The sequence below is a fragment of the Streptomyces sp. CB02056 genome (assembly GCF_001905545.1).
Taxonomy (GTDB): domain Bacteria; phylum Actinomycetota; class Actinomycetes; order Streptomycetales; family Streptomycetaceae; genus Kitasatospora.
In genome coordinates, this window is the sequence record NZ_LIPD01000011.1 from 306,992 (window position 1) to 323,630 (window position 16,639).

The following is a 16,639-nucleotide window of genomic DNA, read 5'->3' on the forward strand; positions in this document are numbered from 1 at the left end:
TGGAACGCGTGAGCGAGGACAAGCTCCGGTACTTCCTGAAGCGCGTCACGGCCGAGCTGCACGAGAGCCGCGAGCGCGTCCGCGAGTTGGAGACCGTGACCGGCGAGCCCATCGCCGTCGTCGGCATGGGCTGCCGCTACCCGGGCGGCGTGCGCACGCCGGACGAGCTCTGGAACCTGGTCGCCACCGGTACCGACGCGGTCGGCGACTTCCCCGCCGACCGCGGCTGGGACCCGGGCGAGGCGGCCGCCCACGGCTACGAGACCCGCGGCGGCTTCCTCCCCGACGCGGCCGAGTTCGACCCCGGCTTCTTCGGCATCAGCCCGCGCGAGGCCCTCGCGATGGACCCCCAGCAGCGCCTCGTGATGGAGGTCGCCTGGGAGGCCCTGGAGCACGCCGGACTCGACCCGCGCGCCCTGCGCGGCTCGCACACCGGCGTGTTCGCCGGCGCCAGCGCGTCCGGCTACGACTGGTACGCGCGCGAACACGGCCACGACGAGGGCCACCTGGTCACCGGCAGCGCGATCAGCGTGCTCTCCGGCCGGGTCTCCTACACCCTGGGCCTGAACGGGCCCGCCGTGACCGTCGACACGGCCTGCTCCTCCTCGCTGGCCGCCGTCCACCTGGCGGCCCGCTCGCTGCGCACGGGCGAATGCTCGCTCGCCCTCGCCGGCGGCGTGATGGTGATGTCCACCCCGGTGATGTTCGCCGACTTCGCCCGCCAGCAGGGCCTCGCCTCCGACGGACGCTGCAAGCCGTTCTCGGAGGACGCCGACGGTACGGGCTGGGGCGAGGGCGCCGGACTCGTCCTGCTGGAGCGCCTGTCCGACGCCCGCCGCAACGGCCACCGCGTCCTGGCGGTCATCCGCGGCAGCGCGATGAACCAGGACGGCGCGTCGAACGGCCTGACGGCGCCCAGCGCGCCCGCGCAGCGCCGGGTCATCCGGGCCGCCCTCGCCGACGCCCGCCTGACGGCCTCCGAGGTCGACGCGGTCGAGGCGCACGGGACGGGCACGGAGCTGGGCGACCCGATCGAGGCCGGCGCCCTGCTGGCCACCTACGGACAGGGCCGCGACGAGGACCGGCCGCTGTGGCTCGGCTCGCTCAAGTCCAACATCGGCCACGCCCAGCAGGCCGCCGGCGTCGGCGGCGTGATGAAGATGGTGCTCGCCCTGCGGCACGGCACCCTGCCCAGGACCCTGCACGCCGGGGAGCCGACCTCGCACGTCGACTGGGCCTCGGGGAACGTCCGGCTGCTCCAGGAATCGGTGGAGTGGCCGGCGGGCGAGCGGGTGCGCCGAGCAGGTGTGTCGGCGTTCGGCGCGAGCGGGACGAACGTCCACGTGATCCTGGAGGAGGCACCCGCGCCGGCGGCCGGGGAGCCGGCGGTGAACGAGGAGCCGACGCCGGAGGAGGAGCGCCCCGCGCCCGTCCTGCCGACGGCGGCGTCGGCCTGGGTGGTGTCGGGCCGCAACGCGACCGCGCTGGCCGGTCAGGCGGGCCGGCTGCGCGAGCACGTGCTGGCGCGGCCGGAGCTGCCGGTGGGCGACGTCGCGTGGTCGCTGGCCACGACGCGGTCGGCCTTCGAGCGGCGTGCGGTGGTCCTGGGCGGCGAGCGCGGTGAACTCGCGGCGGGTCTCGCGGCGGTGGCCACGGGACAGCCGGCGGCGGGTGTGGTGACCGGGTCGGTGGCCTCCGGCGGCGCCGGGCGGACGGTCTTCGTCTTCCCGGGGCAGGGGAGTCAGTGGGTCGGGATGGGTCGCGAGCTGGCGGAGGCCTCGCCGGTGTTCGCGGCGCGGCTGGCCGAGTGTGCCGAGGCTCTGGCGCCTTATGTGGATTGGCAGTTGGACGATGTGCTGGCGGGCCTTCACGGTTTCGAGGCTGCCGATGTGGTGCAGCCGGCGCTGTGGGCTGTGATGGTGTCGCTCGCCGCTGTGTGGGAGGCGGCCGGTGTCGCTCCGGACGCTGTGGTGGGTCACTCGCAGGGTGAGATTGCCGCTGCGGCCGTCGCGGGGATCCTGTCCCTCGATGACGCCGCGAAGGTGGTCGCTCTGCGGAGCAAGACCCTGAAGGCGCTGGCGGGTCGTGGTGGGATGCTGTCGATCGCGGAGCCGGTGGCGGGTGTTCGGGCGAGGATCGCGTCGTACGGCACCCGCCTTTCCATCGCGGCGGTGAACGGCCCGTCGGCGACGGTCGTCTCCGGCGATGCTGACGCGCTGCGTGAACTCGCGGACTCCTGCGGGGATTCGCCGCGTGCCCGGATGATCCCGGTGGACTACGCGTCCCACAGCGCCCACGTGGACGAGCTGCGCGAGGAGATCCTCGCCGTGCTCCAGGGCATCGCCCCCCGCGAGGTGCAGGTCCCGATGATCTCCGCGCTGACCGGTGAGTGGCTGTCCGGCCCGGAGCTGGATCCGGCGTACTGGTACGCCTCCCTGCGCGAGACGGTCGAGTTCGACCGTGCCGTACGGACCCTCGGCGAGGCCGGACACGGCGTGTTCCTGGAGGTCTCCCCGCACCCGGTGCTGACCCCGGCGATCGCCGACAGCCTGGAGGACCGCTCCCCGACCGTGGTGGGCACCCTGCGCCGCGACGAGGGCGGCGCCGAGCGCCTGCTGACCTCGCTCGCCGAGGCGTACACGGGCGGCGCGGCCGTCGACTGGGCGGCGGTGCTCGGCGGCGGGACGGCGGTCGAGCTGCCGACCTACGCCTTCCAGCGCCAGCGGTACTGGCCGGCGGCCCCGGCCCGGCCGGCGGGCGCGGCGGGCGTCGACGACTGGCGCTACCGGATCCGCTGGCAGCCCGCGGACGCGGACCCGGCCGCCGTACCGGCCCTGTCCGGCACCTGGCTGCTCGTCGGCGAGGGGGACGTGGCCGACGCGTGCGCCCGCACCCTGGCCGACCACGGCGCGCAGGTCGTCCGGACCGGCGTCGAGACCCTCGACCAGGCCGTCACCGGCCCCGTGTCCGGCGTGGTGTCCCTGCTGGCGCTGGAGGAGGGCCACGACCCGGCGTACCCGTGGATCCCGCGCGGCACCGCCGCGACGGTCGACCTCGTCCAGGCGCTGCGCCGGACCGGCGTCGACGCCCCGCTGTGGCTGCTGACCCGGGGCGCGGTGCAGACCGGACCGGACGAGGTGACGACCGCTCCCGTGCAGACCCAGCTGTGGGGCATGGGCCGCGTCATCGGCATGGAACTCCCGGACAGCTGGGGCGGGTTGGTCGACCTCCCGCCGGAGTTCGACGCGCGGACCGGCGCCCGGCTGGTCGCGGTCCTCGCGGACCGCACGGAGGACCAGGTCGCCCTGCGCCCCTCCGGCACGCTCGCCCGCCGCCTGGTGCGGGCCGAGCCGCGGCCGGCCGGCCGCGCCCCCTGGCGGGCGCGCGGCACCGTGCTGCTGACCGGCGGCACCGGCTCGATCGGGGCCTGCGTCGCGCGCTGGCTCGCCGAGCGGGACACCCCGCGCGTCGTGCTGACGAGCCGTTCCGGCCCGTCCGCGGAGGGGGCGGTGGAACTCGCGGCCGCGATGGCGACCGCCGGGACGGCCGTCGACATCGTCGGCTGCGACACCGGCGTCCGCCGGGACGTCACCGACCTCGTCGCCCGGATCGAGGCCACCGGACCGGGCCTGTCCACGGTCCTGCACTCCGCCAACACCGGCTACCTGGCCCGGGTCGAGGACACCACCAGGGAGGGCCTGGCGGCGGCGCTCAGCGCCAAGGCCGCCGGGGCCACCTACCTGGACGAGGCGACGGCCGCGCTGGACGTGGACGAGTTCGTGCTGTTCTCGTCGATCTCGGCGACCTGGGGGAGCAACGACCACGGCCCGTACGCGGCGGGGAACGCCTTCCTCGACGGCCTGGCCGAGGACCGCCGGGCCCGGGGCCTGCCGGGCACCTCGATCGCCTGGGGCGTCTGGGACTCCCGGGACTGGGACGCGGTCGACGACCTGATGGACCACAGCCCCGGCCGGGTGACGCCCCGACGGCTCCGCCGGCAGGGGATGAACTTCCTCGAGACCGAACGGGCGCTGACGGCGCTGGACCAGACCCTCGCGGACGACGAGACCTTCATCGCGCTCGCCGACGTGACGTGGGAGAAGTTCGCGCCGGTGTTCCGCGCGGCGCGCCCGCGCCCGCTGCTGGACGCCATCCCCGAGGCCCGGGAGCAGGAGGACCGGGGCCCGGACGCCGCCGGGTCGGACCGGCCGGCCGAGGCCACCGGCGAACTGTTCCGCGCCCTCGCCGGCCTGACCGCCGCCGAGCGCCGCCGCGCCGTGGTCGAGCTGGTCCGCGCGCACGCCGCCGCCGTCCTCGGCCACGGCTCCGCGGCCGAGGTCCCGACCACGCGCGCCTTCCGGGAGCTCGGCTTCGACTCGCTGACCGCCGTCGAACTGCGCAACCGGCTGGGCGGCGCCGCGGGCGTCCGGCTGCCCGCCACGGTCGTGTTCGACCACCCCAACCCGGCCGCCCTGGCCGAGGAGATCCTCTCCCGGCTCTTCGGGGCCGAGGCGGCGGCCGGCGCCGGGCCGGCGCCCGCCGTGGTCGCGGCCCCCGCCGAACCGGTCGCGATCGTCGGCATGGCCTGCCGCTACCCCGGCGGGATCCGGACCCCCGAGGAGCTCTGGGCCCTCCTGGCCGAGCACGGGGACGCGATCGGCGGCTTCCCGACCGACCGCGGCTGGAACACCGAGGGCCTCTTCGACCCCGACCCGGACGCCGAGGGCAAGACCTACGTCGCCGAGGGCGGCTTCCTGACCGGGGCCGCCGAGTTCGACGCCGCCTTCTTCGGGATCAGCCCGCGCGAGGCCCTGTCGATGGACCCCCAGCAGCGGCTGCTGCTGGAGACCTCCTGGGAGGCCGTCGAGCGCGCGGGCATCGACCCGAAGTCGCTGCACGGCTCCGCGACCGGCGTGTTCGTCGGCGCGGCCCGGTCGACCTACCTCGGCGTGGTGGAGGAGACCGCCGGGTCCGAAGGACACCGCATGACCGGCACGGCGATGAGCGTGCTGTCCGGCCGGATCGCCTACGCGCTGGGCCTGGTGGGCCCGGCGATGACGGTGGACACCGCCTGCTCCTCCTCGCTGGTCGCGCTGCACCAGGCCGTGCAGTCGCTGCGGTCGGGCGAGTGCTCGGTCGCCCTGGCGGGCGGCGTGACGGTGATGGCCGACCCGGGCGAGTTCGTCGGCTTCTCGCGGCTGCGGGCCCTGTCGCCGAACGGCCGCTGCCAGGCCTTCGGCGAGGGCGCCGACGGCATGGGCATGGGCGAGGGCGTCGGCATCGTGGTGCTCGAACGCCTCTCCGACGCCCGCCGCAACGGGCACCGGGTGCTCGGCGTGGTGCGCGGCAGCGCCATCAACCAGGACGGCGCCTCCAACGGACTCACCGCCCCCAACGGCCCCTCGCAGCAGCGCGTCATCCGCGCCGCGCTGGCCAACGCCCGGATCTCGGCGGCGGACGTGGACGCGGTCGAGGCGCACGGGACGGGCACGGAGCTGGGCGACCCGATCGAGGCCGGTGCGCTGCTGGCGACGTACGGCCAGGAGCGGTTCGAGGACCGGCCGTTGTGGCTGGGTTCGGTGAAGTCGAACATCGGGCACGCTCAGCAGGCCGCGGGCGTGGCCGGTGTGATCAAGATGGTGCTGGCCCTGCAAGCCGGTGTGCTGCCGAAGACGCTGCACGCCGATGAGCCGTCCTCGCACGTCGATTGGGAGACGGGCAACGTCCGGCTGCTGCAGGACGAGGTGGCGTGGCCGGCGGGCGAGCGGCCGCGCCGGGCGGGTGTCTCGGCGTTCGGCATCAGCGGCACCAACGCCCACGTGATCATCGAAGAGGCGCCGGTCGAGGCGGAGACCGTCCCCGAGGACGCCGCCGAGGACCTCGCGCCGGTCCTGTCGCGCCCCCTCCCGGCGTGGGTGCTGTCCGGCCGTGACGGGCAGACGCTCGCCGGTCAGGCGGGCCGGCTGCGCGAGCACGTCGCGGAGCGGCCGGAGCTGCCGGTCGGTGACGTCGCGTGGTCGCTGGCCACGACGCGGTCGGCCTTCGAACAGCGCGCGGTGGTGCTGGGAGCGGACCGGTACGAACTGGAGGCGGGGCTCTCGGCCGTCGCCACCGGACAGCCCGCGCCCGGCGTGGTCACCGGCGAGGTCGCCCCGGACGGGGTCGGGCGGACGGTGTTCGTCTTCCCCGGCCAGGGCAGCCAGTGGGTCGGCATGGGGCGTGAGCTGGCGGAGGTCTCGCCGGTGTTCGCGGCGCGGCTGGCCGAGTGCGCCGAGGCTCTCGCGCCGTACGTGAACTGGCAGTTGGACGATGTGCTGGCGGGCCTTCACGGCTTCGAGGCCGCCGATGTGGTGCAGCCGGCGCTGTGGGCGGTGATGGTCTCGCTCGCCGCGGTGTGGGAGGCGGCCGGTGTCGCTCCCGATGCCGTGGTCGGTCACTCGCAGGGCGAGATCGCGGCGGCCGCCGTCGCCGGGATTCTCTCCCTGGACGACGCTGCCAAGGTCGTGGCTCTGCGGGGCAAGACCCTGAAGGCGCTGGCGGGTCGTGGCGGGATGCTGTCGATCGCCGAGCCTGTGGCGGGTGTGCGGGCGCGGATCGCTCCGTACGGTTCCCGGCTGTCGGTCGCGGCCGTGAACGGTCCGTCGGCGACGGTCGTTTCCGGCGACGCCGACGCGCTGCGCGAACTCGCCGACTCCTGCGGGGATTCGCCGCGCGCCCGGATGATCCCGGTGGACTACGCCTCGCACAGCACCCACGTGGACGAGCTGCGCGAGGAGATCCTCGCCGTCCTCCAGGGCATCACGCCGACCGACGCCCGCATCCCCATGGTCTCCGCCATGACCGGCGCGTGGCTGTCCGGCCCGGAGCTGGACCCGGCCTACTGGTACGCGTCCCTCCGCGAGACCGTCGAGTTCGACCGCGCCGTGCGGATCCTCGCCGACGCGGGCCACGGGGCGTACGTCGAGGTGTCCCCGCACCCGGTGCTCACCCCGGCGATCAGCGACGCCTTCGCGGACCGGACCCCGGCCGTGGTCGGCACCCTGCGCCGCGAGGACGGCGGCGCCGGGCGTCTCCTGGCCTCGCTCGCCGAGGCCTACGTCCGGGGCCTGCCCGTCGACTGGGCCGCGCTCCTGGGCGGCGGCACGGTTGTGGACCTCCCCACCTACGCCTTCCGGCGGGACCGGTTCTGGCCGGAGCCCACCGAGGGCCCGACCGTACCGGTCACCGCGGGCACGCCCGCCGAGGCGGGCTTCTGGAACGCCGTCGAGCGCGGTGACACCGATGCTCTCGCCGACCTGCTCGGCGTCGACCCGGCCGACCCGGCCCTCGGCGCGCTCACCGGCTGGCGCCACCGCGAACGCGCCGAATCGGCCGTCGCCGGCTGGCGCTACCGCATCGCCTGGTCGGCCCTGCCCGAGCACGGCACCGCGCTGACCGGCACCTGGCTGCTCGTCGGCTCCGCGTCGGACGTCGCCGACGCCCTGACGGCGGCCGGCGCCCGCGTCCTCACGGTGCCCGGGGACGGTATCGACACCACCGACCGCGAGGCGCTCGCCGCCGCGCTGCCCACCGGTGTCGCCGACCTCTCCGGCATCGTCTCCGCCCTCGCCCTCGATGACGAGGCGGCCGCGCCGCTCGACGCCCACCCCGGCGTCCCGCGCGGCCTGGCCGCCACCCTGGCCCTGGCCCAGGCCGTCGCCGACCGGCGCGGGGACGGGGAGGACACGCCCGCCGCCCCGCTGTGGGTGCTGACCCGGGGCGGGGCCGCCGCCACCGACGGCGAGCCGGCCGGCCCGCCCGTCCACGCCCAGATCTGGGCCCTCGGCCGGACGGCCGCCCTCGCCCACCCCGACCTGTGGGGCGGCCTGATCGACCTGCCGCAGCGTCCCGAGGACACCGGCCCCGCCCTGCGGCGCCTGGCCGCCGTCCTCACGGGCGGCGACGGCGAGGACCAGGTGGCGCTGCGCCCGTCCGGCGCGTACGGGCGACGGCTGGTGCGCGCCGCGCAGCCGCAGGCCCCGGCGAACGGCGCCGCGTGGACCCCGCGCGGCACCGTCCTGGTCACCGGTGGGACCGGCGCCATCGGCGAGCACGTCGCGCGCTGGCTCGCCGACCGCGGCACGCGGCGCGTCGTGCTGACCGGCCGTCGCGGCCCGGCCAACGAGGGCGTCGCCGCCCGCGCCGCCGAACTCGCCGCCCGCGGCACCGGCGTCGACGTCGTCGCCTGCGACGTCGCCGAGCGCGCCGAGGTCGCCGCCCTGCTGGCCAGGATCGACGCCAGCGGCGGCCCGGCCCTGTCCACGGTGCTGCACACCGCGGGCGTCGGCCAGGGCGGCACCGTCGGCGAGACCACCGCGGCCGGGCTGGCCGAGGTGTGCGCCCCCAAGGCGGGCGGCGCCCGCTGGCTCGACGAGCTGACCGCCGACCGCGGCCTCGACGACTTCGTGCTGTTCTCCTCCGGCGCCGCCGTCTGGGGTGGCAGCGACCAGGCCGGCTACGCCGCCGCCAACGGCTACCTCGACGGCCTCGCCGCCGAACGCCGCGCCGCCGGCCGCCCCGCCACCACGCTCTCCTGGGGCCTGTGGGACGGCGGCGGCATGGGCGGCGGCAGCGTGACCACCCGGCTGACCCGCTACGGCGTCCGGGCCATGGCGCCCGAACTCGCCGTCCGCGCCCTCGGCCAGGCCCTGGACGGAGGAGAGGACGCCGTCACCGTCGCGGACATCGACTGGTCGGTGTTCGGCCCGACGTTCACCCTGCGCCGTCCCAGCCGCCTCCTCGCCGACCTGCCCGATGCCGGGACCCGACCGGAACCCGCGGACTCCGGCCCCGGCACCGGGAGCGGTGCACCGGACGGCACCGGCCTGGCCGACCGACTCGCCGGCCTGCCCCACGCGGAGCAGCTGCGCCGACTCGTGGAGATCGTCTGCGACCAGGCCGCCGCCGTCCTCGGCCACACCGCCGGAGCACTGCCCAAGGGCCGGCCGTTCCGCCACCTCGGCTTCGACTCCGTGATGGCCGTCGACCTGCGCAACCGGATCACCGACACCACCGGGCGGCGGCTGCCCGCCACCCTCGTCTTCGACCACCCGACCCCCGCCGAACTCGCCGAGTACCTGCACGGCGAACTCGGCCTGCGAGCCGCGCCCGCCGACGACACCCGGGCCGCCCCCGGCACCGACCCGGTGCTCGACGGGCTCGACCGCCTGGAGGCCGCGCTCGCGGCGGTGCCCGGCGGCAGCGGCGCCCGGCGCGACGTGACCCTGCGGCTGAGGAACGTGCTCTCCCGCTGGCTGGGCGACACCGAGCAACCACGGCAGGACGAGCAGGAGCAGCAGACGCTGGCCGGGCGACTGGACGACGCCGACGCCGGCGAGGTCCTGGACTTCATCAACAAGGAATTGGGGCTTTCGTGATGACCGGTGGTGCGCAGGCGGCGGGCGGCGACAAGCAGCTGCTCGACACTCTGAAGAAGCTCGCCGCCGACCTGTATCGGACCCGCGAGCGCGTCAAGGAACTGGAAGCCGGCGAGCGCGAGCCGATCGCCGTCGTCGGCCTCGGCTGCCGCTACGCCGGGGGCATCACCGGCCCCGACCGGTTCTGGGACCTGCTCTCCGCCGGGACGGACGCCATGGGCGGCTTCCCCACCGACCGCGGCTGGGCGGAGTGGGAGCGCGCCTACGGCAACCCGGACGCGCGCGCCGGCGAGGAGTACGCCCGGGTCGGCGGATTCCTCTACGACGTGGCCGACTTCGACCCCGGGTTCTTCGGGATCAGCCCGCGCGAGGCCCTGGCGATGGACCCGCAGCAGCGGATCCTGCTGGAGACCGCCTGGGAGGCGGTCGAGCGGGCCGGCATCGACCCGATGTCCCTGAAGGGCTCCGACACCGGCGTGTTCGTCGGCGCCAGCGGCACCGCGTACGGCTCGGGCGTGGGCGGCAACGGCAGCGGCGCCGAGGGCTACAAGATGACCGGCGGCCTGACCGCCGTCGTCTCCGGACGCATCTCCTACACGCTGGGCCTGACCGGCCCCGCCGTGACGATCGACACCGCCTGCTCCTCCTCGCTCGTGGCACTCCACCTCGCGGTGCGCTCGCTGCGCTCGGGCGAGTGCTCCCTCGCCCTGGCGGGCGGCGTCGAGGTGCTGGTCATGCCCGACGCGTACATCGAGTTCTCCCAGCAGGGCGGCATGGCCGCCGACGGCCGGTGCAAGTCCTTCGCCGCCGAGGCCGACGGCATCGGCTGGGGCGAGGGCGCCGGCATCATCGCGCTGGAGCGCCTCTCCGACGCCCGCCGCAACGGCCACCAGGTGCTCGGCGTGATCCGCGGCAGCGCCGTCAACCAGGACGGCGCCTCCAACGGCATCACCGCCCCCAACGGGCCCTCGCAGTACCGCGTCATCCACTCGGCACTGGCCGACGCCGGCCTGACCGCGGCGGACGTGGACGTGGTCGAGGCGCACGGGACGGGCACGACGCTGGGCGACCCGATCGAGGCGCAGGCGCTGCTGGCCACCTACGGGCAGGCCGAGGACCGCGCCGCCGACCGGCCGCTCTGGCTGGGGTCGGTGAAGTCCAACATCGGCCACTCCGGCTGCGCGAGCGGTGTCGCCGGTGTGATCAAGATGGTGCTGGCATTGCAGCACGGCGTGCTGCCGAAGACCCTCTTCGCCGGGAACCCGTCGCCGCACGTGGACTGGGCCTCGGGCAACGTCCGGCTGCTGAGCGAAGCGGTGGCGTGGCCGGCGGGCGAGCAGCCGCGCCGGGCGGGCGTGTCCGCGTTCGGCGTCAGCGGCACCAACGCGCACCTGATCCTGGAGGAGGCGCCGGCGGGCTCGGGACGCCCGGAGGTCGTGGCGGGCGCCGCGCCGCGCGTCCTGTCCGGCGAGGGCCTTCCCGCGTGGGTGGTGTCGGGGCAGAGCGCCGCGGCGCTGGCCGGTCAGGCGGGTCGGCTGTGTGAACACGTGACGGAGCGGCCGGAGTTGTCGGTCGGCGACGTCGCGTGGTCGCTGGCCACGACGCGGTCGGCGCTGGAGCACCGGGCCGTCGTGCTCGGCCCGGACCGGGACGGACTCGCCGCGGGGCTGACGGCCGTCGCCGCGGGGCAGCCCGCGCCCGGCGTGGTCACGGGCTCGGTGGATGCCGCGGGTGTGGGGCGGACGGTGTTCGTCTTCCCGGGGCAGGGGAGCCAGTGGGTCGGGATGGGGCGTGAGTTGGCCGCTTCGTCGCCGGTGTTCGCGGCGAAGCTGGCGGAGTGCGCTGCGGCTCTCGCTCCGTACGTGGACTGGCAGTTGGACGACGTTCTGGCCGGGCTTCACGGCTTCGAGGCCGCTGATGTGGTGCAGCCGGCGCTGTGGGCCGTGATGGTCTCGCTGGCTGCGGTCTGGGAGGCGGCTGGTGTCGCTCCCGATGCCGTGGTCGGTCACTCGCAGGGCGAGATTGCCGCCGCCGCTGTGGCCGGGATTCTCTCCCTCGATGACGCTGCCAAGGTCGTTGCTCTGCGGAGCAAGACCCTGAAGGCGCTGGCCGGTCGCGGTGGGATGCTGTCGATCGCCGAGCCGGTGGCGGGTGTCCGCGCCCGGATCGCTTCGTACGGTTCCCGGCTGTCGGTCGCGGCGGTGAACGGTCCGTCGGCGACGGTCGTCTCCGGTGACGCTGACGCGCTGCGCGAACTCGCCGACTCCTGCGGGGATTCGCCGCGTGCCCGGATGATTCCGGTGGACTACGCGTCCCACAGCGCCCACGTGGACGAGCTGCGCGAGGAGATCCTCTCGGTTCTCCAGGGCATCGCTCCGACCGAGGCCCGGATCCCCATGGTCTCCGCGCTGACCGGCGCCTGGCTCTCGGGCCCGGAGCTGGACCCCGACTACTGGTACGCCTCGCTCCGCGAGACCGTCGAGTTCGAGCGGGCGGTCCGCATCCTCGCCGAGTCCGGGCACGGGGCGTTCGTGGAGGTCTCCCCGCACGCGGTGCTGACCGGCGCGGTGGGCGACGTCGTCGAGGACGTCGAGGGCTCGGCCGTGGTCGGCACCCTGCGGCGCGAGGAGGGCGGCGCCGGGCGTCTTCTGACCTCGCTCGCCGAGGCCTACGTGCGGGGCCTCCCCGTCGACTGGGCCGCGCTCCTGGGCGGCGGCACGGTCGTGGACCTGCCCACCTACGCCTTCCAGCGCCGGCGCTACTGGCTCGGCGCCGTGGCCTCCGTCCAGGCCGCCGGCCCGGCCACCTCGGTGGACGACTGGCGCTACCGGATCGTCTGGCAGGCGGCCGACGCGAACCGGGCCGCCACGCCGTCGGGGACCTGGCTGCTGGTCGGCGACGGCCCCGACCGGGAGGCGGTCGCGAACGCGCTGACGGCCCGCGGTGCGAGCGTCGTCGCCGTCGCGGGACCGGAGGACGTCGACGCGGCACTGGCCGAGGGCGTGGCCGGTGTGGTGTCGCTGCTGGCCCTGGACGAGGCGCCGCTGGCGGAGCACCCGTCGGTTCCGGGCGGTCTGGCCGGGACGGTCGACCTGGTCCGGGTGCTGGTCGAGACCGGGGTCACGGCCCCGCTGTGGGTGCTGACCCGTGGCGCGGTGGCGGTCGGCGCCGGCGAGGTGACGACCAGTCCGGTGCAGGCCCAGGTCTGGGGTCTGGGCCGGGCCGTGGGCCTGGAGCACGCGGACTGGTGGGGCGGTCTGGTCGACCTGCCGCCGGTGCTGGACGCCGAGGCCGCCGCTCGTCTGGTCGGTGTGTTCGCGGACGGCCGGGAGGACCAGGTCGCGGTGCGGCCGTCGGGTGTGTTCCTGCGCCGTCTGGTGCGGGCCGAGGCCCGGCGCGTCGAGTCGGCTGACTGGTCGCCGCGCGGCACCGTCCTGCTGACCGGCGGCACGGGGTCGATCGGCGTCTGCATCGGCCCCTGGCTTGCCGAGCACGGCGCGCCGAGGGTGGTTCTGACCTCCCGCTCCGGCCCGTCGGCGCCCGGCGTGGCGGCACTGGCCGCCGCCGTGGCGAACGGCGGCTCGGCCGTCGAGGTCGTCAGCTGCGACCTGGCGGACCGGGGCCAGGCGACCGGCCTGGTGGCCTGGATCGAGGCCTCCGGCCCCGGCCTGTCCACCGTCCTGCACTCCGCCAACGCGCCCTACCTGGCCCGGGTGGAGGACACCAGCCGCGAAGGCCTGGTCGCCGCGCTCGGCGCGAAGGCGGCCGGCGCCGTCCACCTGGACGAGGCCACGGCCGGCCTGGGCATCGACGAGTTCGTCCTCTTCTCGTCGATCTCGGCGACCTGGGGCAGCAACGACCACGGCGCCTACGCCGCCGGCAACGCCTTCCTCGACGCGCTGGCGGAGGACCGCCGGGCCCGCGGCCTGCCCGGCACCTCGATCGCGTGGGGCGTCTGGAACACCCGCGACTGGGACGCCGTCGACGCGGTGATGGACCAGGCACCCGGCCGGGTGACGCCCCAGCGCCTGCTGCGGCAGGGCATGAACTTCCTCGACACCCAGCGGGCGCTGACCGCGCTCGGCGAGGTCCTCGCCGACGACGAGACCTTCATCGCCCTCGCGGACGTCGAGTGGCAGAAGTTCGCGCCGGTCTTCACGGCCGCGCGCCCGCGCCCGCTGCTGGACACCATCCCCGAGGCCCGGGCCGAGACGGCCGCCACGACGGCCGCCGACGAGCGCGGCGAGTTCGCCTCGCGGCTGGCCGGCCTGTCGGCGGCCGAGCGGCGCCGGAGCGTCGTGGAGCTGGTGCGCTCGCACGCCGCCGCGGTCCTCGGCCACGACTCGGCGGACGAGATCGTCGCGACGCGGGCCTTCCGCGAGCTGGGCTTCGACTCGCTGACCGCCGTCGAGCTGCGCAACCGCCTGAACACCGCCTGCGGCCTGCGCCTGCCGTCCACCGTCGTCTTCGACCACCCGAGCGCGTCCGTGCTGGCCGAGGAGATCCTGAGCGCGCTGTTCGGGGCGGAGGGCCCCGGCCAGGTGGTCGCGGTGGCCGCCGCGCCCTCGGAGCCGATCGCGATCGTCGGCATGGCCTGCCGCTACCCGGGCGGCGTGCGCTCGCCCGAGGAGCTGTGGGACCTGATCGCCGCCGGCGGGGACGCGATCAGCGGCTTCCCGGCCGACCGCGGCTGGGACGCCGAGGCGCTGTTCGACGCGGACGCCGACGCCGAGGGCTCGACCTACGTCGTGGAGGGCGGATTCCTCAGCGGCGCCGGGGAGTTCGACGCCGGGTTCTTCGGCATCAGCCCGCGCGAGGCCCTCGCCATGGACCCGCAGCAGCGCCTGCTGCTGGAGACCTCCTGGGAGGCCGTCGAGCGCGCGGGCATCGACCCGCGGACGCTGCACGGCTCGGCGACCGGCGTCTTCATCGGCGCGGCCCCGTCCGGCTACTTCGGCGCGGTCGGCGACGAGGCCGGCGTACAGGCCCACCTGATCACCGGGAACGCGCTGAGCGTGCTCTCCGGCCGGATCGCCTACTCCCTGGGCCTGGTCGGCCCGGCGATGACCGTGGACACCGCGTGCTCCTCCTCGCTGGTCGCGCTGCACCAGGCGACCCAGGCGCTCCGGTCGGGCGAGTGCACGGTGGCACTGGCCGGCGGTGTGACCGTGATGGCCGACCCCGGCGAGTTCGTCGGCTTCTCGCGGCTGCGCGCGCTCTCCTCCGACGGCCGCTGCAAGGCCTTCGGCGACGGCGCGGACGGCATGGGCATCGGCGAAGGCGTCGGCATGCTGGTGCTGGAACGGCTGTCGGACGCCCGCCGCAACGGGCACCAGGTGCTCGGCGTGCTCCGCGGGAGCGCCGTCAACCAGGACGGCGCCTCCAACGGCCTGTCCGCGCCCAACGGCCCCTCGCAGCAGCGCGTGATCCTCTCCGCGCTGGCCAACGCCCAGCTGTCGGCGTCCGACGTCGACGCGGTCGAGGCGCACGGCACCGGCACCACGCTCGGCGACCCGATCGAGGCCGGCGCGCTGCTGGCCACCTACGGCCAGGGACGCGCCGGGGACCGGCCGCTGTGGCTGGGGTCGGTGAAGTCCAACATCGGGCACGCCCAGCAGGCCGCCGGTGTGGCCGGTGTGATCAAGATGGTGATGGCGCTGCGGCACGGCGTGCTGCCGAAGACCCTGCACGCCGAGCAGCCGTCCTCGCACGTCGACTGGGACCTGGGCAACGTCCGGCTGCTCCAGGAGCAGGTGGAGTGGCCGGCGGGCGAGCGGCCGCGCCGGGCGGGCGTGTCGGCCTTCGGGATCAGCGGCACCAACGTCCACGTGATCGTGGAGGAGGCCCCGGCGGCCGTCGAGGCGGCGTCCGAGCCTGGGCCGGAGCTCCCGGAGCTCCCGGAGCTCCCGGAGCTCCCGGAGCTCCCGGAGCTTCCGGTGCTGACCGGCGGGACGTCGGTGTGGCGGGTCTCCGGTCGTAGTGCGGTGGCGCTGGCCGGTCAGGCCGGTCGACTGCGTGAACACGTGTTGGCGCGGCCGGAGTTGTCGGTCGGAGATGTGGCGTGGTCGCTCGCGACGACGCGTTCGGTGTTCGAGCAGCGTGCGGTGGTGCTGGGCGGCGAGCGGAGTGAGCTCGCGGCGGGTCTCGCGGCGGTGGCCACGGGGCAGCCCGCGCCCGGTGTCGTGACCGGCGGACTCGCTCCCGGTGGGGTGGGGCGGACGGTGTTCGTCTTCCCCGGTCAGGGGAGCCAGTGGGTCGGGATGGGGCGTGAGCTGGCCGCTTCGTCGCCGGTGTTCGCGGCGCGGCTGGCGGAGTGCGCCGAGGCTCTGGCGCCTTATGTGGACTGGCAGTTGGACGATGTGCTGGCCGGTCGGCACGGTTTCGAGGCCGCCGATGTGGTGCAGCCGGCGCTGTGGGCCGTGATGGTCTCGCTCGCGGCGGTCTGGGAGGCGGCCGGTGTCGCTCCGGACGCCGTGGTCGGTCACTCGCAGGGTGAGATCGCGGCGGCTGCTGTCGCGGGGATTCTTTCGCTGGAGGATGCGGCGAAGGTTGTTGCTCTTCGCAGCCGGACCCTGAAGGCCCTGGCCGGTCGCGGTGGGATGCTGTCGATCGCGGAGCCGGTGGCGGGTGTCCGGGCGCGGATCGCCCCGTATGGTGCCCGGTTGTCGGTGGCGGCGGTGAACGGTCCGTCGGCGACGGTGGTTTCCGGTGACGCGGATGCTCTGCGTGAACTCGCCGAGGCGTGCGGGGATTCGCCGCGCGCCCGGATGATTCCGGTGGACTACGCCTCGCACAGCGCCCATGTGGACGAGCTGCGCGAGGAGATCCTCTCCGTCCTTGAGGGGATCCGGCCTCGTGAGGCGCAGGTCCCGATGATCTCCGCGCTGACGGGCGAGTGGCTGGCGGGTTCCGAGCTGGACCCGGCGTACTGGTACGCGTCGCTGCGGGAGACCGTCGAGTTCGAGCGGGCGGTTCGTCTGCTGGGTGAGTCCGGGCACGGTGTGTTCCTGGAGGTGTCGCCGCACCCGGTGCTGACGCCGGCGATCGGTGACGCCCTGGAGGCGCTGTCCCCGGTCGTGGTGGGCACGTTGCGGCGCGACGAGGGCAGTGCGGACCGCCTGCTGACGTCGTTCGCCGAGGCCTACGTCCAGGGCGCCACGGTGGACTGGGTGTCGGTCCTCGCCGGTGGTTCGACGGTGGACCTGCCGACGTACGCGTTCCAG

General features: G+C 75.5%; 2 protein-coding genes. Both read left to right on the top strand.

Going from position 1 to position 16,639, the window contains the following annotated elements:
• Positions 1–8 precede the first annotated feature (8 nt).
• Positions 9–9,416, top strand: coding sequence for a type I polyketide synthase (locus AMK13_RS29190; RefSeq protein ID WP_074004776.1), 9,408 nt, complete (start codon positions 9–11; stop codon positions 9,414–9,416).
• Positions 9,413–16,639: beta-ketoacyl synthase N-terminal-like domain-containing protein (locus tag AMK13_RS29195; RefSeq protein WP_443333957.1), on the top strand; the 7,227-nt coding region annotated here is incomplete at its 3' end. The genes AMK13_RS29190 and AMK13_RS29195, both read left to right, overlap by 4 nt.